19 protein-coding genes and 2 pseudogenes are annotated in these 21,226 nt (G+C 72.0%); 15 read left to right on the top strand and 6 right to left on the bottom strand.

Features of this window, described 5'->3' with window-relative positions; genetic code table 11:
• Positions 1-11: 11 nt before the first annotated feature.
• The 8 genes and pseudogenes from AB0D59_RS47695 to metE form a co-directional block, all read left to right on the top strand.
• Complete coding sequence (locus AB0D59_RS47695; protein ID WP_362578345.1) at positions 12-1,043, top strand: ABC transporter permease; 1,032 nt, start codon at positions 12-14, stop codon at positions 1,041-1,043.
• A gap of 2 nt (positions 1,044-1,045) precedes the next feature.
• On the top strand, positions 1,046-1,951 hold the full coding sequence (locus tag AB0D59_RS47690; RefSeq protein WP_362578342.1) for an ABC transporter permease: 906 nt from the start codon (positions 1,046-1,048) through the stop codon (positions 1,949-1,951).
• Complete coding sequence (locus AB0D59_RS47685; protein WP_362578339.1) at positions 1,951-2,820, top strand: ABC transporter ATP-binding protein; 870 nt, start codon at positions 1,951-1,953, stop codon at positions 2,818-2,820. Before AB0D59_RS47690 ends, AB0D59_RS47685 begins: the two co-directional genes overlap by 1 nt.
• Positions 2,817-3,647 carry an ABC transporter ATP-binding protein gene (locus AB0D59_RS47680; RefSeq protein ID WP_362578337.1) on the top strand — a complete coding sequence of 277 codons (831 nt, stop codon included), beginning with the start codon at positions 2,817-2,819 and terminating at the stop codon, positions 3,645-3,647. Before AB0D59_RS47685 ends, AB0D59_RS47680 begins: the two co-directional genes overlap by 4 nt.
• 39 nt (positions 3,648-3,686) lie before the next feature.
• Positions 3,687-5,027, top strand: coding sequence for an LLM class flavin-dependent oxidoreductase (locus AB0D59_RS47675; protein WP_362578334.1), 1,341 nt, complete (start codon positions 3,687-3,689; stop codon positions 5,025-5,027).
• A 98-nt stretch (positions 5,028-5,125) separates the two neighbouring features.
• Positions 5,126-5,896, top strand: coding sequence for an alpha/beta hydrolase (locus AB0D59_RS47670; RefSeq protein ID WP_362578331.1), 771 nt, complete (start codon positions 5,126-5,128; stop codon positions 5,894-5,896).
• A gap of 58 nt (positions 5,897-5,954) precedes the next feature.
• Entirely contained in the window at positions 5,955-6,470 is a 516-nt protein-coding gene (locus AB0D59_RS47665; RefSeq protein ID WP_362578329.1) for a flavin reductase family protein, read from the top strand.
• Between the two features lie 117 nt (positions 6,471-6,587).
• Positions 6,588-8,222 (top strand): annotated as a pseudogene (gene metE / locus AB0D59_RS47660) (5-methyltetrahydropteroyltriglutamate--homocysteine S-methyltransferase); the annotation flags it as partial.
• A 101-nt stretch (positions 8,223-8,323) separates the two neighbouring features.
• On the opposite strand, the gene AB0D59_RS47655 reads toward metE, so the two are convergent.
• Entirely contained in the window at positions 8,324-10,789 is a 2,466-nt protein-coding gene (locus AB0D59_RS47655) for a lamin tail domain-containing protein (protein WP_362578326.1), read from the bottom strand.
• Positions 10,790-10,974: 185 nt separating this feature from the next.
• A complete protein-coding gene (locus AB0D59_RS47650; RefSeq protein WP_362578323.1) occupies positions 10,975-12,114 on the bottom strand; it encodes an SGNH/GDSL hydrolase family protein in 1,140 nt (379 codons plus the stop codon).
• Between the two features lie 224 nt (positions 12,115-12,338).
• Here AB0D59_RS47650 and AB0D59_RS47645 point away from each other — a divergent pair, with 224 nt between their 5' ends.
• Positions 12,339-12,692 (top strand): VOC family protein, encoded by a 354-nt coding sequence (locus AB0D59_RS47645; RefSeq protein WP_362578320.1) that lies wholly within the window; start codon positions 12,339-12,341, stop codon positions 12,690-12,692.
• Between the two features lie 34 nt (positions 12,693-12,726).
• On the opposite strand, the gene AB0D59_RS47640 is transcribed toward AB0D59_RS47645, so the two are convergent.
• Entirely contained in the window at positions 12,727-13,509 is a 783-nt protein-coding gene (locus AB0D59_RS47640) for a DUF899 family protein (protein ID WP_362578317.1), read from the bottom strand.
• A 288-nt stretch (positions 13,510-13,797) separates the two neighbouring features.
• Here AB0D59_RS47640 and AB0D59_RS47635 point away from each other — a divergent pair, with 288 nt between their 5' ends.
• Positions 13,798-14,628, top strand: coding sequence for an ANTAR domain-containing protein (locus AB0D59_RS47635; RefSeq protein ID WP_362578314.1), 831 nt, complete (start codon positions 13,798-13,800; stop codon positions 14,626-14,628).
• A gap of 49 nt (positions 14,629-14,677) precedes the next feature.
• On the top strand, positions 14,678-15,529 hold the full coding sequence (locus tag AB0D59_RS47630; protein ID WP_362578311.1) for a YihY/virulence factor BrkB family protein: 852 nt from the start codon (positions 14,678-14,680) through the stop codon (positions 15,527-15,529).
• Here the strand turns inward: AB0D59_RS47630 and AB0D59_RS47625 are convergent.
• Positions 15,517-16,728 (bottom strand): fused response regulator/phosphatase, encoded by a 1,212-nt coding sequence (locus AB0D59_RS47625; protein ID WP_362578308.1) that lies wholly within the window; start codon positions 16,726-16,728, stop codon positions 15,517-15,519. The genes AB0D59_RS47630 and AB0D59_RS47625 overlap by 13 nt on opposite strands.
• On the bottom strand, positions 16,725-18,320 hold the full coding sequence (locus AB0D59_RS47620) for an ATP-binding protein (RefSeq protein ID WP_362578305.1): 1,596 nt from the start codon (positions 18,318-18,320) through the stop codon (positions 16,725-16,727). The genes AB0D59_RS47625 and AB0D59_RS47620 overlap by 4 nt, the downstream gene beginning before the upstream one ends.
• Positions 18,321-18,505: 185 nt before the next feature.
• Here AB0D59_RS47620 and AB0D59_RS47615 point away from each other — a divergent pair, with 185 nt between their 5' ends.
• Both AB0D59_RS47615 and AB0D59_RS47610 read left to right on the top strand, forming a co-directional pair.
• Positions 18,506-18,826 carry a hypothetical protein gene (locus tag AB0D59_RS47615; RefSeq protein ID WP_362578302.1) on the top strand — a complete coding sequence of 107 codons (321 nt, stop codon included), beginning with the start codon at positions 18,506-18,508 and terminating at the stop codon, positions 18,824-18,826.
• A 3-nt stretch (positions 18,827-18,829) separates the two neighbouring features.
• Positions 18,830-19,261, top strand: coding sequence for a response regulator (locus AB0D59_RS47610; RefSeq protein ID WP_362578299.1), 432 nt, complete (start codon positions 18,830-18,832; stop codon positions 19,259-19,261).
• Positions 19,262-19,277: 16 nt separating this feature from the next.
• On the opposite strand, the gene AB0D59_RS47605 is transcribed toward AB0D59_RS47610, so the two are convergent.
• Complete coding sequence (locus AB0D59_RS47605; RefSeq protein WP_362578296.1) at positions 19,278-19,811, bottom strand: helix-turn-helix domain-containing protein; 534 nt, start codon at positions 19,809-19,811, stop codon at positions 19,278-19,280.
• A gap of 231 nt (positions 19,812-20,042) precedes the next feature.
• Between AB0D59_RS47605 and AB0D59_RS47600 the strand changes: the two genes are divergently transcribed.
• Together AB0D59_RS47600 and AB0D59_RS47595 are read left to right on the top strand one after the other, a co-directional pair.
• The gene (locus tag AB0D59_RS47600) at positions 20,043-21,044 is read left to right on the top strand and encodes an NAD-dependent epimerase/dehydratase family protein (protein WP_362578293.1); all 1,002 of its coding nucleotides are present in this window, start codon (positions 20,043-20,045) and stop codon (positions 21,042-21,044) included.
• A gap of 52 nt (positions 21,045-21,096) precedes the next feature.
• Positions 21,097-21,226, top strand: a pseudogene (locus AB0D59_RS47595) (IS701 family transposase); the annotation flags it as partial.

The raw sequence follows: 21,226 nt of genomic DNA, 5'->3' as shown, positions 1-21,226 counted from the left end.
GGGGCAACCCCATGACGACGACGACCGCGGTACCGGCCGGGCCTGCCCGCCGTCGCGGGGTCGCCGTGGCCAGGGCGCGGCACACGCTGGGCCGGGTCCTGGTCACCCTCGCCCGGTCGATCGCGATCATCGTGCCCGTCTTCGTGGTCGCGACGTTCGTGACATTCGCGCTGCGGTCGCTGAGCGGACTCAGCCCGGCGCGGATCCAGCTGGGCGAGGAGGCGACTCCCGAAGCGGTCCACCGGGTCGAGTCCCAGTGGGGGCTGGACCGGCCCTTCCTGGTGCAGTACTGGGACTGGTTCACCGGCGTCCTGCACGGGCAGCTGGGCACCAGCTGGACCAACGGCGCCGACATCTCCACCCTCATCGGCCTGGGCCTCGGAGTGAGCCTCTCCATCGCGACGTTCGCCCTGATCATCGGCGTACTGCTCGGCTTCGTCCTCGGCACGGTGGCGGCGCTGCGGCGCACCACCTGGGTGGACCGGACGATCACCGGGTTCGTCACGGTGATCTCGGTGATGCCGGCGTTCGTCGTCGGGATCGTGCTCGTGGCGGTCTTCGCGGTCGGACTCCACGTGTTCCCCTCCGCCGGATACATCCCGGCGGCCCAGGGGTTCGGCCCGTGGCTCGCGCACATCACGCTCCCGGCGATCGCGCTGAGCTTCGACGTCGTCGCCGACGTCGCCCGCCAGCTCCGCGGCAGTCTCGTCGCGGCCTATCGCGAGAACTACGTGACGGGCGCGGTGGTACGGGGACTGAGCCCACGGCGGATCTTCCTCACCCATGTGCTGCGCAACGGCATCGGTCCCGCGCTCGCCACCCTCGGCCTGAAATTCCCGGCCCTGGTCGGCGCCTCCGTCGTGACCGAGTGGATCTTCGGGCTGCAGGGCTTCGGCAGATTCGCCAACGACTCCGCGCAGGCCGGTGACGTACCGGCCGTGCAGGGCGTGCTGGTGGTGTCGATCGTCCTGGTCGTCCTCTTCAACCTGATCGTCAACCTGGTGCTGGCGCGTGTGACGCCCGCATCCCAGCGGGGGGTCTGACCATGGTGCGCCGCGTCCTCTCCCTCACCTCCGGCCGGATCGCCCTCGGCATCCTCGCCCTGATCGCCCTCCTGGCGATCCTCGGTCCGCTGCTCGCCCCGCAGAATCCCCTGGCCACCAGCACCGACACGCTCGCACCGGCCTCGGGCGCCCACTGGCTGGGCACGGACTACCTGGGCCGTGACGTGTTCAGCCGGCTTCTCGACGGCTCCCGCGTCAGCGTGCTCGGCGCCCTCGAAGTCGCCCTGGTGGCCCTGGTCGTGGGTGCCGTCCCCGGCATCCTGTCGGTGTATCTCGGGCGCGTCTTCGAGTGGCTGACCCTGCGGCTGGCCGACACCCTGGTCGCTCTGCCGTTCCTGCTGTTCGCGGTCGCCGTGATCGCGCTGCTCGGCAACGGCATCGGCCAGGCGATGCTCGTCACGGGGGTGCTGGTCTCCCCGCTCTTCTACCGGGTGGGCCGGGCCGCGACCCTGTCCGTCGCCCGCTCGCAGTACGTGGAGGCGGCGATCGTCTCCGGTGCCTCGACCGGCTGGATCGTCCGGCGGCACGTCTGGGTCAAGGTGCTCCCGCCGATCGCGGTCGCGCTCGCCCAGACCATCGGCACCGGCTTCGTCATCGTGTCGAGCCTGACGTTCCTCGGCATCGGCGTCCAGCCGCCCGCGCCCACCTGGGGCGGCCTGCTCGCCTCCGACCTCGGCTATCTCGACTACCAGCCGTGGGCGCCGGTCGTCCCCGCCCTGCTGATCATGGTCACGGTCTGGGCCAGCAACCAGCTCGCCGACGCGATCCGCGACGTCTCCGGCGAGGCCGGCCGGGCCTTCGTCAACAACCGCACGGCCCGCGCCAACCGCCCGGACGGGCAGGGCAAGCGCGGCACGTCCGATGCCGTTCCCGCCGGAGGTGCGTGATGACCACCCTGTCCCAGAGCCCCGCCCCCGAGAGGACCGACGCGCACGCCGGTACGGCCCCCGTGCTCGCCGTCCGTGGCGTGCACATCAGCGACCGGGTCGGGGACCGCGAGATCGTCCATGGGGTGAGCTTCGAACTCACCCCCGGGAAAACCGTCGGCATCGTCGGCGAGTCCGGCAGCGGCAAGACCCTCACCTGCCGGGCCACCCTGGGCATCCTCCCCCCGCACTTCGAGGTCACCGCCGGCTCGATCGAGATCACCGGCACGGACATCGCCACGCTGACACCCCGGGAGTGGACGGAGCTGCGGGGCGCGACGATCAGCGCGGTGTTCCAGGACCCCGCGTCGTACCTCAACCCTTCGATCCGGGTGGGCGCGCAGATCGCCGAGGTCGTCCGGGTCAAGAAGGGCCTCAAGCGGCGCGAGGCCCGGCAGCGCGCGATCGAGCTGCTCCACGCCGTACAGCTGCGCGACCCGGAGCTGGTCCACGGCCAGTACCCGTACGAGCTGTCCGGCGGCATGCTCCAGCGGGTCCTGATCGCGGCCGCCATCGCCGCCGACCCGAGGATCCTCATCGCCGACGAGGCCACGACCGCCCTCGACGTCACGGTCCAGGCCGAGATCCTCGACCTGCTCGCCGAGTTGCGCGAGCGCGCCGGGCTGGCCCTGGTGGTCGTCTCCCACGACCTGGCCGTCGTCGCCCAGCTCTGCGACGAGGTCCTCGTGATGCGCGAGGGCGAGGTGGTGGAGCACGGCCCGACCGGCGAGGTGCTGCACCACCCGCGGCACGAGTACACCCGGCTCCTCATCGCCGAGCACGAGGAGTACGGCCTGGAGAAGTTCCGCGCACCTCAGGAGGCATCGTGACCACCCCGCCCGCCGTCCTCGAAGTCACCGGCCTGGACGTGCACTACGGCGCGCGCCGGCAGCGCCGCCGCGCCCTGCACGACGTCTCACTGAGCGTCGCGCCCGGCGAGACCGTCGGGATCATCGGCGAGACCGGTTCGGGCAAGTCCACCTTCGCCCGCGCCGTGCTCGGCCTGGTGGGCGCCTCGGCGGGCCGGATCGTCATCGGCGGCGAGGACGTCGGCCCGTACGGAAAACGCCAGTGGCGGAGTCTGCGCCGGCGCGGTGTGCTCCAGTACGTCTTCCAGGACCCGCTGCGCAGCCTCGACCCGGACCTCACCATCGAGGAGTCGCTGATCGAGCCGCTGCTCGTGCAGGGCGTGCCGCGCAAGGAGGCGACGGACCGGGCCCGTACGTTCCTCGCCCGGGTCCGGCTCTCCGAGGAGCTGCTCGGCCGGCTGCCCGGAGAGCTGTCGGGCGGTCAGCGGCAGCGGGTCGCGGTGGCCCGGGCGCTGGTCACCGAGCCGAAGCTGGTCATCCTCGACGAGCCGGTCAGCGCCCTGGACTCCGCCAACCGGGTCCAGATCCTGCAGATCCTGAAGGAACTCCGCGACTCCGGCACGGCCCTGGTCTTCATCTCGCACGACCTCGGGTCGGTCGCCGGCGTCGCCGACCGGATCGCGGTGCTCTACCAGGGCGAGCTGGTCGAGGTCGGTGCCGCCCGGGACGTGATCACCGACCCGCGGCACGTGTACACCCGCCTGCTCGTCAGCTCCGCGCCCACCCTGCGGACCGCCTCGGCCGACCGGGCCGAACGCGAGTCCCTGCGGACCCTGCTGCACGCCTGAACCACCACTCGACTCCCACCGCACAGAACGGATTCACCGATGGCTCGCAAGATCCACCTCGCCCTGCACCCCTACGGCGTCGGCGGCCCCGGCCAGCACGGTCTCTGGAAGGACCCGCGGGTCGCGAAGAACGCCAGCATCGACATCAACTACTACATAGCGCAGGCCCAGGCTGCCGAACACGCCCTGTTCGACGCCCTGTTCATCGTCGACAGCCAGTTCATCAACGCCACCTACCCGGCGCACTATCTCAACCGCCTCGAACCACTCACCCTGTTGTCGGCGGTCGCCACCCACACCCGGCACGTCGGCCTGGTGGGTACGGCGAGTTCGACGTACAACTCGCCGTTCAACCTCGCCCGCCGGTTCGCCTCCCTGGACCACATCAGCGGCGGCCGCGCCGGATGGAACGTGGTGACCAGCTTCGACACCGGCACCTCCCGCAACTACGGGCTCGACGAACACCTCGACTACACCACCCGCTACGCCCGTGCGCTGGAGTTCGTCCAGGTCGCCCGCGGCCTGTGGGACTCCTACGAGGACGACGCGTTCCCGGCGGACGTGGCGCGGGGCGTCTTCCTCGACACCGCGAAGCTGCACGAACTCAACCACGAGGGCGAGCACTTCAGGATCGCGGGCCCGCTCAACCTCTCCCGCTCGCCGCAGGGCCAACCGGTTATCTTCCAGGCCGGGGTCTCCGAGGAGGGCCGCGACCTGGCCGCGCGGGTCGCCGAGGGCATCTACGCGCCGGGCGGCTCGCTCCAGCAGGCGCAGGACTACTACGCCGACATCAAGAAGCGCACGGCGTCCTACGGCCGCGATCCCGAGCACATCAAGATCTTCATCCACGGCGGCCCGGTCGTCGGCCGTACCGACGAGGCGGCCCGGCTCCGGGAGCGGGAGATCTTCGAGGAGGACAACGACTTCGAACGCAACCTCGCGCTGCTCGGCCGTTCCTTCGGCGCGTACGACTTCAGCGTGCACGACCTGGACGGGCCGTTCCCGGACGTCGCGCACCTCGCCGAGAAGGGCGGGCGCACCGGAGCGGCCAAGCTCATCGAGCGGGCCAGGACGGAGAACCTCACACTGCGTCAAGTCGCCAACCTGGTAAGCGAGTTTCGTCAGTCGCCGTTCGTCGGGGCGCCGAAGACCGTCGCCGACACCATCGAGCAGTGGTTCGACGCCGGCACCTTCGACGGCATCAACCTCGCCTTCCGCACCAACGACGAGCTCGAACTCTTCGTGGACGGCGTCGTCCCGATCCTCCAGAAGCGCGGGCTGTTCCGCACCGAGTACGAGGCCGACACCCTGCGCGGCAACCTCGGCCTGCCGATCCCGGTCAACCGCCACACCCACGAGCGCCGGCTCGTGAACGACTGACCGAGCCTCGTGAGAAGCAGTCACCCGAAGACACGATCCGGGCCCGACCGCGCCCGCACCGCACCCCGAACCCGCACCCGAACGCGCAGGAGTCTGAGATGACCGAGTACACCGACTACCACGCCCCCGAGGGCCTCCTCACCCGCGGCACCGTCGTCGTGGTGCCCGGCCGGGGAGAGAGTCGTGCCACCTACGGCCGTTTCGGCAGGCGGCTCGCGGCCGACGCCTACCGCGTCCGGGTCGTGGACGGCCCCGAGATCGACGCCGACGACCTGACCGGCACGCTGGCCCGGTTCGGTGACCGGCTGTCCGCCGCCGTGGAGGGCACCGCGGCCTCCGAAGACGGAGTGACCGGTCCGGTCGTGCTGGTGGGCGCCGACTCCGGTGCCGCCGCCGTCGCGGCGCTGCTCGGTCTCGGCGGCTCCGCAACCGCCGTGCGGCCGGGGGCGGTCGTCCTGGCGGGGCTGCCGGGCCGTAGCGGCGGCACGGCGGGCACCTGGGACGACGAACTCGACGTCCGCACGTCCTGCCCGACCCACCGAGGTGTGCTCAGCAACGACGCCGAGGCGCAACGGGGCACGCTCGACGCCCCGTTGCCCGGCGCGCTGCTCGACGCGGCCTACCACGCGGATCTCGCCGTCCCCACCCTGCTCCTTGTCGGCGACGCGGACCCGCTCGCGGACCGCGACGCCCTGACCGGCACCGCGAAGACACTGTCCCGCTCCCGGCTGGCGGTGGTCCGCGACGCCCACCACGACGTCCTCAACGACCTCCAGCACCGCTCGGTCGCGGCCGAGGTCGTGACCTTCCTGGAGGCGCTGCGCACCGGGCTGGTGCCCGCGATCGCGGTGGAGTCGAGCGCCTGGTGACGGCCGACCTCGCGGGCCACGCCCCGCACCACTCCCCCGCGTACCGAAAGGAAAGGGCATGAGCGCCCCGCTCCATCGAAGTCCGTCGCCGACGGCCACCGCCTCCGACGGCGCGGACATCCTCCGCGACACCCTGCGCCGGCACGCCGCCGGAGTCACGGTGATCACCTTCCCGGGCCCCGTCGGCTTCACCGCCACGTCCTTCACCTCCGTCTCCCTGCGGCCGGCCCTGGTGTCGTTCTGCATCGGCCTCGAAGCGTCCAGCACTCCCGCCGCACGCCTCGCGGACCGCTTCGCCGTCCATGTCCTCGGCACCGCCAACGCCGGCCTGGCGGGCCAGTTCGCGCGCAGCGGGGTCGACCGGTTCGCCGGGGTGCGCTGGCGGGCGGAGCAGGACGGTCTGCCCATCCTCGACGACGTCACCGGCTGGCTCTCGGCGCGCGTCACCCTCCGTCAGACCATCGGTGACCACCTGCTGGTCGTCGGCGAGATCGACTCGGGCGCGGTGGTCGAAGAGGCCCCGGCCCTCGTCCACCACAACGGATCCTTCGCAGCGGCGCATCCGCTGGGGTGAGATCCCGCCCCGGTGTCGGCCGCACCGGTGCGGGACCGCGCCCCGGTCCCTCGCCGGGGCTGTCCGTCCGCCACCGGAAAGGCACGAAGCGAACCACTCGTGCGCGGACATCCCCTGGTCGGTGCGGTCCCCGCCCGCCACCGAGCCGCCGTCGAGGCCGACGCGCTGGACGGCTACTTCGCCATGGCCCGCGGCCCCCAGGACCTGGCGCCGCTGGAGATGACCAAGTGGTTCGACACCAACTATCACCACCTGGTACCGGAGTTGGGCCCTGTCACCGTCTTCACCGCCCACTCCGGCAAGCAGGTCGGCGAGCTGCAGGAGGCCCTCGCGCTCGGCCTGACCGCCCGGCCCGTGCTGGTCGGCCCGGTCACCTATCTGCTGCTCGCCAAGCCCGCCCCGGGCGTGGCCGCCGACTTCGAACCCCTCACCCTCCTCGACCGGCTGCTCCCGGTGTACGCCGAGGTGCTCGCCGACCTGCGCGCCGCCGGCGCCGAGTGGGTGCAGCTGCACGAGCCCGCGCTGGTCCAGGACCGCACCCCGGCCGAGCTGAACGCCGCCGAGCGGGCCTACCGCGACCTGGGGGCCCTGCCCGACCGCCCGAAGCTGCTGGTCGCCTCCTACTTCGACCGGCTCGGCGAGGCCCTCCCCGTGCTCGCCAAGGCTCCGGTCGAGGGGCTGGCGCTGGACTTCACCGAAGCGGCCGCCGCTCACCTGGACGCGCTGGCCGCCGTCGGCGGACTGCCCGGCAAGCGCCTGGTCGCCGGTGTCGTCAACGGCCGGAACATCTGGGTCAATGACCTCGCCAGGTCCCTGTCCACGCTCGGCACCCTGCTGGGCCTGACCGACCGGATCGACGTCGCCGCCTCCTGCTCCCTGCTCCATGTGCCGCTCGACGCGGGCGCCGAGCGGGACATCGAGCCGCAGATCCTGCGCTGGCTGGCCTTCGCGGAGCAGAAGACCGCCGAGATCGTCACCCTCGCCAAGGGCCTCGCCGAGGGCACCGACACCATCGCCGCCGAACTCTCCGCGAACCGGGCCGACCTCGCCTCCCGCGAGAACTCCCCCGTCACCCGGGACCCGGCCGTCCGCTCCCGTACCGCCGCGATCACCGACGCCGACGGCCGCCGCTCCCAGCCGTACACCGAGCGGACCACCGCCCAGCGCGTCCACCTCGGGCTGCCGCTGCTGCCGACCACGACCATCGGCTCCTTCCCGCAGACCGGCGAACTGCGCACCGCGCGCGCCGACCTGCGCACGGGCCGGATCGACACGGCCGACTACGAGGAGCGGATCAGGGCCGAGATCCAGGAGGTCGTCTCCTTCCAGGAGAAGGCCGGGATCGATGTCCTGGTGCACGGCGAGCCCGAACGCAACGACATGGTCCAGTACTTCGCCGAGCGGCTGACGGGGTATCTGGCCACCCAGCACGGCTGGGTGCAGTCGTACGGCACCCGCTACGTCCGGCCGCCGATCCTGGCCGGTGACATCTCCCGCCCCGAGCCGATGACGGTGCGCTGGACGACGTACGCCCAGTCCCTCACCTCCCGCCCGGTCAAGGGCATGCTGACCGGTCCGGTCGCGGAGGCCGCCGAACTGCTCCGCACCGGCCTGAAGGCGATCCCCGCCGAACGGCTGTGGGTCAACCCCGACTGCGGCCTGAAGACCCGCGCCTGGCCCGAGACCCGCGCCTCCCTGGAGAACCTGGTCAGCGCGGCCCGCACGGTCCGCGAGGAGCTGTCGGCCTTCTGACGCCACGGAACCCGCCGGGCCGGGGCGCGCTGGTGACGCTCCGGCCCGGCGGGCGAACGGCCATGAGCCCGAGGTGCGAGCCCCGGTGACGCCCGTTGCCGTTACCTCTGGTGCGGCTTCAGCTGGTGGGCCTTCTTGCCGCAGTTCTTCACGTCGATCCGGACGACCTGGGGGTCGTGGTCGCTCGCCTGGTCGGCGAACTCGGAGTTGATGTGGACGACGTCGTAGTCGTAGTGGGTGATGGAGGGGCTGGTCAGGATGTGGTCCAGGGTCTGGCTGTTGCCGTCGTAGACATAGCTGTAACGCTGGGACACCGGCAGGGTGTTGATGAGGTCCGTGAGGTCGTTGCCGTCGTCGGTGAGGGTCTTGACCGCGTCGGAGAACTCGAAGTCGTTCAGGTCGCCGGCGGCCACGATCTGAGCCCGGGGGTCGGCGGCGAGCAGCGACTCGACGAAGGCGTTCTCCTCCTCGGCCTGGAGCCCCCGCTGGGTCTCCGAGGAGCGGGTCGGCTCCTGGTAGCGGCCGTGGACCGGGTCGTCGCCGCCCTTGGAGATGAAGTGGTTGGCTATGACGAAGACCGTCCGGCCCTGGAACACGAACTCGCCGACGAGGGGCTTGCGGCTGTCCGTCCACGCGGCACTGGCCGGGTCGATACGGCCCGGGGAGGCGGACAGATGGGCCTGGCCCCTGCGGTCCTTGACCACGGACACGGCGGTCGTGGAGGCGTCGCCGGAGGCCGCGCGGTCCACGAAGGAGACCCGCTTGGTGTTGAAGAGGAAGACCTGGCGGATGTTGCCGCCGGGCTCGCCGCCGTCCTCGTCGTTGACCGGGTTGACGTACCGCCAGGAGTACTTCGGGCCGCCGGCCGCCACGATCGCGGCGGTGAACTTCTTCAGGGTCGCCTCGGCGGAGACGGTGCCGTCGTCGGTGGCGCCGTTGTCGTCCTGGATCTCCTCCAGGGTGACGATGTCGGGCGAGGAGAGGTTCTTGACGACGCCCTTGGCGAGCCGGGCGAACTTGTCGTCGCTGTCGGTCGGGTCGAGGTTCTCCACGTTGTAGGTGGCGAGCGCCAGCTCGTCGTGGGTCTGCCTGCGCGTCACCTCCTGCTGGAGACCGTTGTCGACGGCCGTGCCGGTGGTGGCCGCGGAGGGGGCGAGCAGGTAGCCGCCGAAGTCGGAGTAGTCGACCGGGCCCGTGGTGGTGCCGGAGAGCTTGTCACCGACGTTCAGGACAGGGGTCGTGCCGTCGGCCGAGACGATCTCGACACGGCCGGTGTTCTGCTGGTCGTAGCCGCCGTAGAGGGTGCCGCCGCGCTGGGTGGGGTTCTCGTGCGGCTTGGCCGTCACGAACATCTCGCCGTAGGTGTTCGTCGCGCCCACCACGCGGGCGTCGGAGACGGAGGCACGCATGCCCTCGATGGACTCGTAGAAGTCCTGCGAGTAGACGGTCGGCTGGAGGGTGAGGCCCTCGATGCTGCCGCCGTTGTTGGTCGGCGTGTACGCGTCCGGGATGGTGGAGGGGTCGAGGGCGACGGCGTCCGGGAGGGCATTGCCGGTGGAGAGGGTGGTGGAGACCGGGCTGCCCAGCTCGGTGACCGACTGGGCGGCGGAGGCCGGGTAGTACTCCGAGACCTTGCCGCTGACCAGGACCGAGTCCCCGACCGAGACGGTGGGCGTGGCGGAGCCGGTGTAGACGAACAGGCCTTCGCTGGTGGCGGGGTCGGCGTCCGGGGTGGGGTCCTGGATCCAGTAGCCCTTGCTGCCGGTGGTGCGGACAGCGGTCACGATGCCGGGGACGCCCACCACGCTCTGGCCCTTGACGGGCGAGATACGGGTGGTTCCCTGGATGTCGTGGATGCGGAAGGCGCCGGGCGCGGTCGGGCCGCCGGTGCCACCGCCGGTGCCGCCGCTCGCGGTGTCGCCCGCGCTGTTGGTCGCGGTGGGCGTACCGGCCGTGAAGTCGGCCGAGTTGTCGTCGGTGTCGGCGAGTGAGGCGGCCCGGGACACGGAGGTGGAGTTGCTGGTCGCCGGCGCGGCGGTGCCCTCGCGGACGACGGCGGTGCCGTAGCCGAGGAGGTCCACGACATTGGCGTCGCCGGTGCAGTCGGCGGCCGTCTTGCAGGTCAGCGCGGTGGTGCCCTTGACCAGGGCCACGGTGCCGGCGGTGGCGGACATCGCGATGTTGCCGGTCGCGTCGGCGGTCGGCAGCGCGGTCGTGCCGCCGGCACCCGCGCCCTCGCCGACCAGGTAGGTGCCGCCTGCGGGGAGCGCGCCGGTGAGCGGGGTGACCTGCCACAGCGAACCGGCGGAGGCGGAGGCCGGGAGGTACTGGACGCTGTAGCCGTCCAGGGAGTAGGCCGCCGTGGAGCGGTTGGCCAGCTCCACGAAGTCGTTGGTGAGCGTCGCCCCGGAGTTGCCTCCGCCGCCGTACGCCTCCGAGATGACCACGTTCGCCGACGGGGTGGCGAAGGCGGCGGGCAGCGGCGCCACGATGACGGCCGCCGTGGCCGCCGCGGCCACGAACGCGGCGCCGGCTACACGCGATGCGCTGGGTCTGTGAATCTGCACGAGGATGACTCCTTCAACGTCCGCCGGAGAGAGGGCACATGACATGCTTTTCGACCGGTGGGATCCATGCGACCGGCTGAGGTTACGCGCGTAGAAATGACGTAACAAGGGGTGTGCGGTTAAATCTGCGGGTCCAGTCGGACTGTGAACATCTGTCATGGGACCGACCCGTCCGGACTTCCCTCCTACCGCAGCGGCCCCGCCTCGCCGAACGCCCGGGGCAGGAAGCGTTCCGCCATGCGCGCGTAGCCGGCCGCGTTCGGGTGGAGGCCGTCGGGGAGGTCGGCGGAGTCCTCGGGGCCGAAGAGCGTGGTGCCGTCGATGAGGTGGAGCCGGTGGTCACCGGCCTTCCGGCGGCGCTGCACATGCTCGGCCAGCAGCTCGCGCACGCGGGTCAACGTCAGTGAGCCCACCGCCTGTTCGGCGGGGCGGTCGAGGGTGCGGACCTTGCCGTCGGTGCCCGGCAGCGTGGGGCCAGGCCGGGTTTCGACAGCGGGGCAGACGATGGGGCTGATGACGAGGACCGGTGTCTTCGGGTGCCCGTCGCGGACGGTGTCGAGGAAGCCGTGGAACGCCGGGACGAAGGTGCGTTCCCGCATGGTGTCGCCGTTCACGATGTTGATGCCCAGTTCCAGGCTGATCGCGTCGGCGGGCAGGTCGCGGATGGCCCGGGCCATGAAGGGGTCGAGGTGGCACTCGCCGCCGAGGCCGAGGTTGACGAGGGAGCGGCCCGCGCGCCGGGCGACGGTCGCCGGCCAGGTGCCGGTCGGGCGGTCCGCCTCCGAGCACTGGCTGATCGAGCTGCCGTGGTGCACCCACACCGGGCCGCTCGCCGGAGCCGGTCGCACCGATGCCGCCTCCGGGACACGGACGTCGACGAGCCGGGTGGACCGTGAGTGGGACAGCCAGATCTCGACGCGGCGCTCCCGGGGCTCGGAGCCCAGGCCGAACCGGACGGTGGCCGGTGGGGCCGGGCGCTCGTCCAGGGCCATGGTGGCGGGGTCCACGTGGACGAGGGTCTGGTCGGAGGTGGTGACGGGGGCCCGCAGCTCGCCGTCGACGACCAGGTCGAAGACCGCGTCGGACGGCTCGGATCCCGTCATCACGACCTGGGTGATCTGGGCGTCCAGCTCGATCCCGGTGGCGTCCGTGAGCATCTCCAGCCGCACTCCTGAGGGCACGGTGCTGATGAACTCGTACGCCGTGTCCGCCAGTTGGGCGCGTCCGGCGCCGGGAGCGCGATGCAGGGCGACCCCGGCCGGCCCAGGGGTCTTCTCCAGTGCCCCGACGACACAGTCGAGCGCGAGAGCGAGGATGGAACGCACGTGGCGACTCTCCTTGAGGATGACGTGAAAGGGTGCTTCTTCCCCGGATACCGGCTTGTGCTCACCATGCCGCCGCCGACCGCCCCCGTCACGCTCATGGCGTGGCGTCATCCACGGGCGGCCGATTCCCTCTGCCGTCTCCTCGCCCCGGCCGTGGCGAACGGCAGCGGGCGCGCCTGGCCGCGCCCGCTGCCCGCACATCGCCGTGCTGGCAAGATGACGGCATGGAACGTGTGCTTGGAATCGGTGGATACTTCCTGCGGGCCGCGGACCCGGCGGCCCTGACCGCCTGGTACCGCGACCGCCTGGGCCTGGACATCGACGACCACGGGCTGTGGCAGCAGCAGGCCGGGCCCACGGTCTTCGCGGCCTTCGAGTCCGGGACCGACTACTTCGGATCCCGCGCCCAGCAGACCATGCTCAACTTCCGGGTCCGCGACCTGGACGCCATGCTCGCGCAGCTCCGCGCCGCGGGAGCGGACGTGGCCGAGGAGACGCAGGACATGGACGGTGTTGGCCGGTTCGGCTGGGTCACCGACCCCGAGGGCAACCGGATCGAACTGTGGCAGCCCGCCTGACCGCGCCGGCACTGTGACGTGGACCCGGCCGGTGTCAGTGGTGGTGGCCGTGCCGGCCGAGCGTCTGCACGGGGGTCGCGCCGGGGCGGGTCCACTGCGGCACGGGGCGGCTGGTCGGGCCCCAGGTGGCGTTCCCGTCCGCGTCCGAGCGCCAGGACCAGCACGGGCTGTCCCCCTTGGGCCAGCCCTCGGGGTTGTCCTCCCATGCCTCGCCGCGCCCGTAGGCCGTCATGTCGAGCAGGCCGAGGGAGCCGTTGACCCGCTCGTTGCCACGGCCCGTGGTGGAGTAGGTGAGGAAGACGCGGTCGCCGTCCCGCAGGTAGCTGGTGAGGTAACCCATGGGGCCGCCGACCGGGCCGTCCACGTCGCGCACCGAGTACCAGGGCTGGGTGTAGCCCATGAACTCGAGATAGGGGGCCACCTCGTCCCACCGGCCGGTGGTCAGGACGGCGTACGACACGCCGCGGGCGTTGAGGTAGCTGGCGTCCTGGAGGTGCCAGGCCGTGGTGGTGCAGCCCTCGCACTGTCCCTGGTGGGGCGCGCCGTCGTGCCACATGTGCTTGTAGACCACGAGCTCGTCGCGGCCCTGGAACAGGTCCAGGAACGGGACCGGGCCGTCGGGTCCGACGACCTCGGTCCTCCCGTCGAACTCCACCATCGGCAGCCGGCGGCGGGCCGCGGCGATCGCGTCGCCCTCACGGGTGTGGGCCTTCTCGCGGACCAGCAGCTCGTCACGGGCGGCCTGCCAGGCGGCCAGGTCGACCACGGGCGGGCGGCCGGGCAGCGCGGTGGTCGGTTCGTCGGGCGTGGGCGTCATGGTGTCCTCCGTGGTGTCCGGTTCGGGGCAGCGTCGTACGACGTGTGACCGACGTGCTGGGACGGTCACCGGAACAGACTCCCGCCCCGGCCGGAACTCATCGCTGCGGGCGACTCCGGCACCCCCTGGACGGGGGTGGGAGCACGTGGTCTGTCGGAGCGCGTACGGGGCATGCGTACGGTGAGAGCCGATCGGCGCGCTTCGGGCTGTGGACATCCTGGCACGGTGTTCCGGCGCAGGCGGCCGGACGGCGCCGCGATCCCGTTGCCGGACGAAGGAGGTCTGCCTATGGCCGAGTATCCCCACACCCCTGACCCGCCGCCGACCGACGAGGCCGAAGCAGAGGAGCAGCGGGCCCTGGACGAGCGCAACAGGCAGCTGGCGCGTGCCGGTGTGGCCCGCGCCGAAGCACTGTTGCTGACGTACTACCAGCTCTCCTCGCGTGAGGAGTCGTTCGAGCTGCTGCGCGACACGTCCCAGCGGTTCAACCTCAAACTGCACACCCTCGCCGCTGCCGTGGTCCGGCTTCCGGTCCCTGAGGCGACGGCCCCGCGATGGGTCGCGGGCCGTCCGCACGGGGGCCCTCCCCCGCTGCCCGCCCTGGACCTGAACGGAACTCCGAAGGGCCAGGGGGCGGTCCTCGATGCCGCGCTGCGGCGCACACTGCGCATCACGGGGACCCGGATGGGCAATGTGCAGCTGGTGGAGAACCGGCTGCTGCGCATGGTGCGGCACACCGGGCTGAACCGGCAGTTCACCGACTACTTCACCTTCGTCGACAGCGGAACCACCTCGTGCGCGCAGGCGGCCGAGGAGGCACGGCAGGTCACCGTGAAGGACGTCGGCTCCTGCGACACCTTCGACGAGCGCACCCGGCAGGTGATCCTGCGGGCCGGCAGCCGCGCCTGCCACAGTGTCCCGCTGGTCAGCCCGAGAGGAGCCGTGGTCGGCATGATCTCCTCCCACCACGAACACCCGCTGCACGAGCTGGCGCCGGCCCAGCTGGCCGCGCTGGAGCGGCTCGGCGGCGAGGTGGGCCGCTGGCTGCTCTGGCACCACAACACCGTGGTGGTCGACGCCCTGAACCATCTCCACGCCCGGGCCACCCGCCGACACTGAGCCCGGCTCCTGTCCGCCCCCGGCACGGACGGGTGAGAGCATCCGTCCCATGGATGATGCGGGCGGTCGTACGGCTCGGTGGTGGGGGGCGCTGCGGCGGACCCCGGTGTCCGTCTGGAACGACGACGTCACGGACTGGGCCGCCGCGCTGACCTACTACGCGGTCCTGGCCCTGTTCCCCGTACTGCTGGTCATCCTCTCGGTCCTGGGGCTGACCATCCCCACGGCCAAGCCGGAGGTCATCGACCGCATCACGCAGGCCGCCCCGCTCGCGTCCCGAGCCCTGCTGCGCGGCACCCTGCGGCAGATGGCCGGACAGTCGTCGGCGGCCTGGGTGCTGATCTTCCTGGGCGGGGCGGGGGCGCTGTGGTCGGGCTCCAGCTATCTGGGCGTCTTCCGTCGGGCGTTGCACGCCATGCACCGGACCAGCTCGCATCGGCCGCTCTGGCGGACCGCGCCCCGCATCATCACCACGGCCCTGGTCCTGATCCTGCTGCTTCTCACCTCCGTGCTGGCGTTGTTCCTCACCGGCAGCCTGGCCGGCTTCCTGGGCCGGGCGCTGGATCTCGGTACCGGGCCGCAGGCCGCCTGGCACGCACTCCGGTGGCCGGTGGTGGTCGCGGTCGCCGTCGTCACGGTGCTCGTCCTGTACCACTCGGGCCCCGAGTCCTCCCGCCCCGTCCGGAAGATGGCGCCGGGCGGTGTGCTGGCGGTGGTCCTCCTGCTGGTCGTCTCGCTGGGCTGCACCCTCTACACCTCCCATGTCGGCAGCTACCACCGGCTGTACGGTTCACTGGGCGGCGTCGTGATCTTCCTGGTCTGGCTGTGGCTGTCCAACCTGGCGCTGCTGACCGGTGCCCAGTTCAACGCGGAACTGGCGAGGACCGCTCAGGACGAGTGAGCCGGGCCGCCGGACCCGCCCGTGTTCCAGTCCAGGCGCAGGACGGCGAGGTCGTCGGTGTGGCGGTCCGCGTTGAGGGCGCGGGTGCGGGCGATGAGCCGGTCCAGGTGGGTGCCGGGGTCGGGGGTGTGCAGCGTGTCGATGATGCGCAGCAGGCCGTCGACTCCGAGCCGGGCGCCGGTCCCGTCCGCGAAGCCCTCGATGAGTCCGTCGGTGTAGGCGATGAGCGCTCCGTCGGCGGGCAGCGCCAGCGTGGTGGCGGGCCAGTCGCCCAGTCCGGGTGCGATGCCCAGCGCGATTCCGTGGGCGGCGGTGACCTGCCGGGTGCCGTCGGGGGTGATGACCAGGGGTTCGTGGTGGCCGGCCAGGTGCAGGGTGAGGGTGGCGGCCCGCGGGTCCAGGGTGATGAGGGAGCAGGTGGTGAACAGGTCGCTGCCCGCGCGTTCGGCGATGTGTATCTGTTCCAGCAGGTACAGCAGGTGCTCGGCGCGGTGGCCGCCGAGGGTGAGCGCGCGCCAGGCGATGCGCAGGCAGACGCCGAGCGCGGCGGCGTCCGGGCCGTGACCGCTGACGTCTCCGATGATCGCGTGGACCTGGCCGTCGTCGGTCTGGACGACGTCGAGGAAGTCACCGCCCAGCAGGGCCTGGGCCCGCCCGGGGTAGTAGCGGCTGGAGGCGGTGACGGCGGTCGAGGACAGCAACGGTTCGGGCAGCAGCCCGCGTTCCAGGCGGGCGTTCTCCTCGGCGCGCAGCCGCCCGAGCTGGAGGGCGGCGTTGGCGAGTTCGGCCTGCTTGCGCTGGACGGCGTAACGGACGGCGCGCTGCATCAGGTCGGGTTCGACCTTGCCCTTGACGAGGTAGTCCTGGGCGCCGACGGCAAGGGAGTCGACTCCGGCGCGGGGTTCGTCCAGGCCGGTCAGGACGATGATCGCGGCGTGGGTGCCGGCCTGGATGGTCCGGATCGTCTCCACCCCGGAGGCGTCGGGCAGGTGCAGGTCGAGCAGGACGCAGTCGACGGGGCCGGCCGCGAGTGCCCGGTGGGCTTCGGCGGCGGTGTGGCACCGCGTCAGGGTGTACGGCAGGTCGGTGTCGTGGAGCAGCTCCTCGACCAGGAGGGCGTCTCCGTCGTCGTCCTCCACCAGCAGGACGTCGTACTGCTCGGCGTACTGCTCGCCGCGGCCTGCGGATGGACCGGTCACGACTGTGTCTCTCTGTCCGGGACGGCCGTCGCGGCCGCGGGGGCGGTAGGGGTGGCAAGGACGGGAAGGGTGAACAGGACGCGGGTGCCGGGCCGGTTGTCGGGGTCGATCGAGATGGTGCCGCCGTGGAACTCCACGACCTTCTTGCACATCGCCAGACCGATGCCGGTGCCCGGATAGGCCTCCCTGGTGTGCAGCCGCTGGAAGATGACGAAGACCTTCTCCCGGTACTCCGGCTCGATCCCGATGCCGTTGTCGCGGACCTCGAACTCCCAGGTCCCCTCGGCCGGCGTCGCACCGATGTGGATCCGCGGCGGCCGGTCGGGGTGGCGGAACCTGATCGCGTTGGACAGCAGGTTCTGCAGCAGCATGCCCAGCTGGGTCGCGTCCCCGAGCACGGTGGGCAGCGGGTCGTGGGTGATCTCGGCGTCGGTCTCCTCGACGCGCACGCTGAGGTCGTCCAGGGTCGTGCTCAGCACCTCCTCCAGGTCCACGGTCCGTTGCTCGTTGTGGACGCGGCCGACCCGGGAGAAGGCGAGCAGGTCGTTGATGAGGTTCTGCATGCGGTTGGCGCCGTCGACGGCGAAGGCGATGTACTGATCGGCCTTCTCGTCCAGCTGCCCGCCATAACGCCGTTGCAGGAGCTGGGTGAAGCTGGAGACCTTGCGCAGCGGTTCCTGGAGGTCGTGCGAGGCGACGTAGGCGAACTGCTCCAGTTCCGTGTTCGACCGCTTCAGGTCCCCCGCCTGCGCGTCCAGCAGCCCGCGGGTCTCCTCGCTGAACCGCAGCTCCGCCACCAGGCGCAGGCGCATCGACTCCAGGTCGGAGGCGAGCCGTCGCAGGTCCGCGGGGCCGGTGCCGTCGAGGGAGCGGTCGAAACGGCCCTGCGCCACGTCCCGGGCGGCCGAGCCGAGCCTGCTGAGGGGGGTGGTGACGCCGCGCCGCAGCCCCTCGAAGACGAGTCCGGCCACCAGCACGATGACGACCGCGATGACGGCGAACATCCAGTTCCGCAGGGTCACCGCCTGGCGCAGCTGGCGGGTGGCCGTCGCCCGCTCCTGCTCCAGGTGGGCCTGCTGACGTGTCATCGCGCGCCGCAGGGAGTCGAACGCCGTCTTGCCCTCGTCGGCGCGTGCCGTGGTGATCCTCGCGGCCTCGTCGGGGGAGGCCGCCGAGACGGGCCGCGCGATGCGCTCCTGCCAGGTCCCGGCGAGTTTCTCCACCTCGGCCAGGTCGGCACGGGCCCGGCCGTCGTCGCTGAGCAGCGGCCGCAGCCGCTTGAGCGCCGTCTGCTCGCCGGCCACGCCCTGCGCGTAGGGCTGCAGGAAGTCCCGTTGGCCGGACAGGCCGTAGCCGCGGACGCCGGTCTCCTGGTTGACCAGCGCCTCCTCGACCCGCATCGACTCGATCAGGGCGGGGGACCGCCGGTCCACCAGCGCGGCCGTGACCTGCGAGGTCCGCCACATGGCCCAGCCGCCCAGCGACCCCAGCACCGTCAGGACGACCAGGGTGCAGGCCACGCCCACCCGCAGCCAGCGCCGGGTCGTCCAGCCGGCGAAGGCGCCCACGGCGCCTGACGGCTTGCTTGTCATCGCGGTGGACTGCTCCCTCGGCCTGCCGTCCGGGCCACGCCTCGGCGCGCGGCAAGCACACTGTACTCGGGGCCCGACAACGCATGTTGTCCCTTCCTGGATCAACGCCCTAGGGTGATGCCATGCCCGCTCCCCCTCCCCCTCCTCCCGGTCCCGGTTCCGGTCCCGCGAGCGGAGATGCGGACGTGCTGGTGACCCAGGTGGTGGACGAACTCACCCGGCTGCTCACGCAGGACCCCGCCGGCCGCCCGGCGGACCCCGTCGACACGGCGGGCGAGGCCCGACGGCATGCTCTGCTGCGGTTGCGGGTACTCGCCGGCGTCAAGGAGACCGTCAGACACCTGGAGGACCAGGCCGCCCACGCCGCCGCCGAGAGCGGCGCCGGCTACCCGGAGATCGGCCGGGCCGTGAGTATGAGCCGCCAAGGAGCCCGGCGCCGCTGGCCCGGGCTGATCACGAACAGCACAGACCACTCGACCCGCCGCCCCACACCCCGGAGCTCCTGAATCATGGCTGCCGCCGCAATCCGCCCGTACGACGTGCTGCTGGTCGAGGACGACGTCGCCGACGCGATGCTCATCCAGGACGCCCTCGCCGAACGCGGGACGCGCAATCTCACCCAGGTCTCCGACGGCATCGAGGCCCTCGACTACCTGCGCGACCCGGACAAGGAGCGCCCCGACCTCATCGTGCTCGACCTCAACATGCCCCGGATGAACGGGCGCGAGTTCCTCGCCGTGGTGAAAGAGGACGCGGAGCTGCGGACCATCCCGGTCGTCGTACTGACCACGTCGGTCGCTCCCGACGACGTGACCGGCGCGTACCACCACCACGCCAACGCCTATGTCACCAAGCCCGTCAACCTGGCGGAGTTCGAGACGGCGGTGCGCAGCATCGACACCTTCTACCTCGACATCGCCGTCAAGCCCCCCAAGGCGTAGGGGCGGCAGCCGATCGTCAGGTGCCGCGGTCTCCCGGGCGCCTCGGGGGCTGTCCGTAGGTGTCGCGGTCGACGCGGCGGAAGTGGCTGGGGTCGGCGAACTGCCGGCGGGCCGCGACCTCGGCGACGGTGTACGGGCTGCCGGGGCGGTCGGGTTCACGGCGGGCGCCTTCGAGCCGCCGGCGGCGCACATGGGCCATGAGGGACTCGCCGTCGGCGAAGGCGCGGTGCAGGGTGCGGACGGAGACGTTCAGCGACCGGGCGACGGCGGCCGGGGTCAGGTCCGGGTCCCGCAGCCGGCTGTCGGCGTAGGCCGTGGCCGCGGCGCGCAGGGTCCCCGGCGGCACCGCGAAGGACGGGCGGGTCCGGATGAGCCCGGTCAGCAGCATGGCCGGCGCCGCGCCGGCCGCGTGGGTGCCCTCGGGGCCGAGTTGCTTCGCGAGGGACCAGGCGGCGTCGAGATGGGCGAGCAGCAGCCTGGACTCGGGGGCGGTGGCGGGGGCGGGGGCGGGGGCGGGGGCGACGGTGATCGCCGGCAGCCTGCTGGGCATCGCCGAACAGCCCACCTTCATCATCTGACGACCGACGCCGGGGTGAACGGCCTGCGGCAGGGGGCCGACGGGACGCTCACCCCGCGGCCGCCGCCGACTTCCGTCAGGAGCCGGTCCGGTCCGAACGCCGGCAAGACGTGAGACGGCCGGCCTCGGTGGCACCTCTTACGGAGTCGTGACGTGCGGGCGCGGCCGCGTGGTGCGGCGGCGGCGCGGGCCTAGCGTGGCCGTATGCGTGTACTGGTCACCGGCGGTGCCGGGTTCATCGGGTCCCATGTCGTCGAGGCGCTGGCGGCGCACGGGCACGAGGCGGTCGTGTTCGACGTGCGCGACGATCCGGGCGCCGACGTACGCAATCCGGCGGCGGTCGGGCGGGCGCTCGCGGGCGTGGACGCGGTCTGCCATCAGGCTGCCATGGTCGGGCTGGGAGTCGGGTTCGGGGACGCGGCGGAGTACGTCTCCCGCAATGATCTCGGTACGGCCGTGCTGCTCGCCGCGATGGCCGAGGCGGGGGTACGGCACCTCGTGCTGGCCGGGTCGATGGTCGTGTACGGGGAGGGCCGGTACGAGTGTCCGCGCCACGGTGTCGTACGGCCGGGGCCGCGCGCGGTCGCCGATCTGGAGGCCGGGCGGTTCGAGCCGCGCTGCCCGGTGTGCGGCGCCGAACTGGCACCGGGGCTGGTCGCCGAGGACGCGCCGGCCGATCCGCGCAACGTGTACGCCACCACCAAGCTGGCCCAGGAGCATCTGGCCGCCGCCTGGGCCCGGTCGACGGGCGGCTCGGCGGTGTCGCTGCGCTACCACAACGTGTACGGTCCCCGGATGCCCCGTGACACCCCCTACGCCGGCGTGGCCTCCTTCTTCCGTTCGGCGCTCGCCCGGGGCGAGGCGCCCCGGGTGTTCGAGGACGGGCGGCAGCGCCGGGACTTCGTGCACGTACGGGACGTGGCCGCCGCCAACGCGGTCGCCCTGGAGGCACGGCCGGAGCCGGGTGCGCTGACCGCTTACAACACCGGCAGCGGCGAGCCGCACACCGTCGGGGAGATGGCGCGGGTACTGGCCGCCGCGTACAGCGGACCAGAGCCCGTCGTCACCGGCGGGTACCGGCTGGGCGACGTACGGCACATCACGGCCGACTCCTCGCGGCTGCGGGCCGACCTGGGCTGGAAGGCCGAGGTCGGGTTCGCGGAGGGGATGCGCGAGTTCGCGCGGGCCGGGATGCGGGGCGCCTAGTAGGGCTCCGTTAGGTCTGTCTCGCGGTCCTGTTTGGGGGCATGTTGGGGGTGTGGACGCACATGAAGTGAACCGTGCCCGGGCGACGTTGGCGTTATTCGTGGCTGATGTGTTCGCGTCGGTGCCGCGCAAGGATCAGCGGGCGAAGGGCGACTGCTATCTGCGCGGGCTGATGCTGGACG

Source organism: Streptomyces sp. NPDC048417 (genome assembly GCF_040651615.1).
Taxonomy (GTDB): Bacteria; Actinomycetota; Actinomycetes; order Streptomycetales; family Streptomycetaceae; genus Streptomyces.
This window is presented reverse-complemented; position numbering and strand designations above follow the sequence as displayed.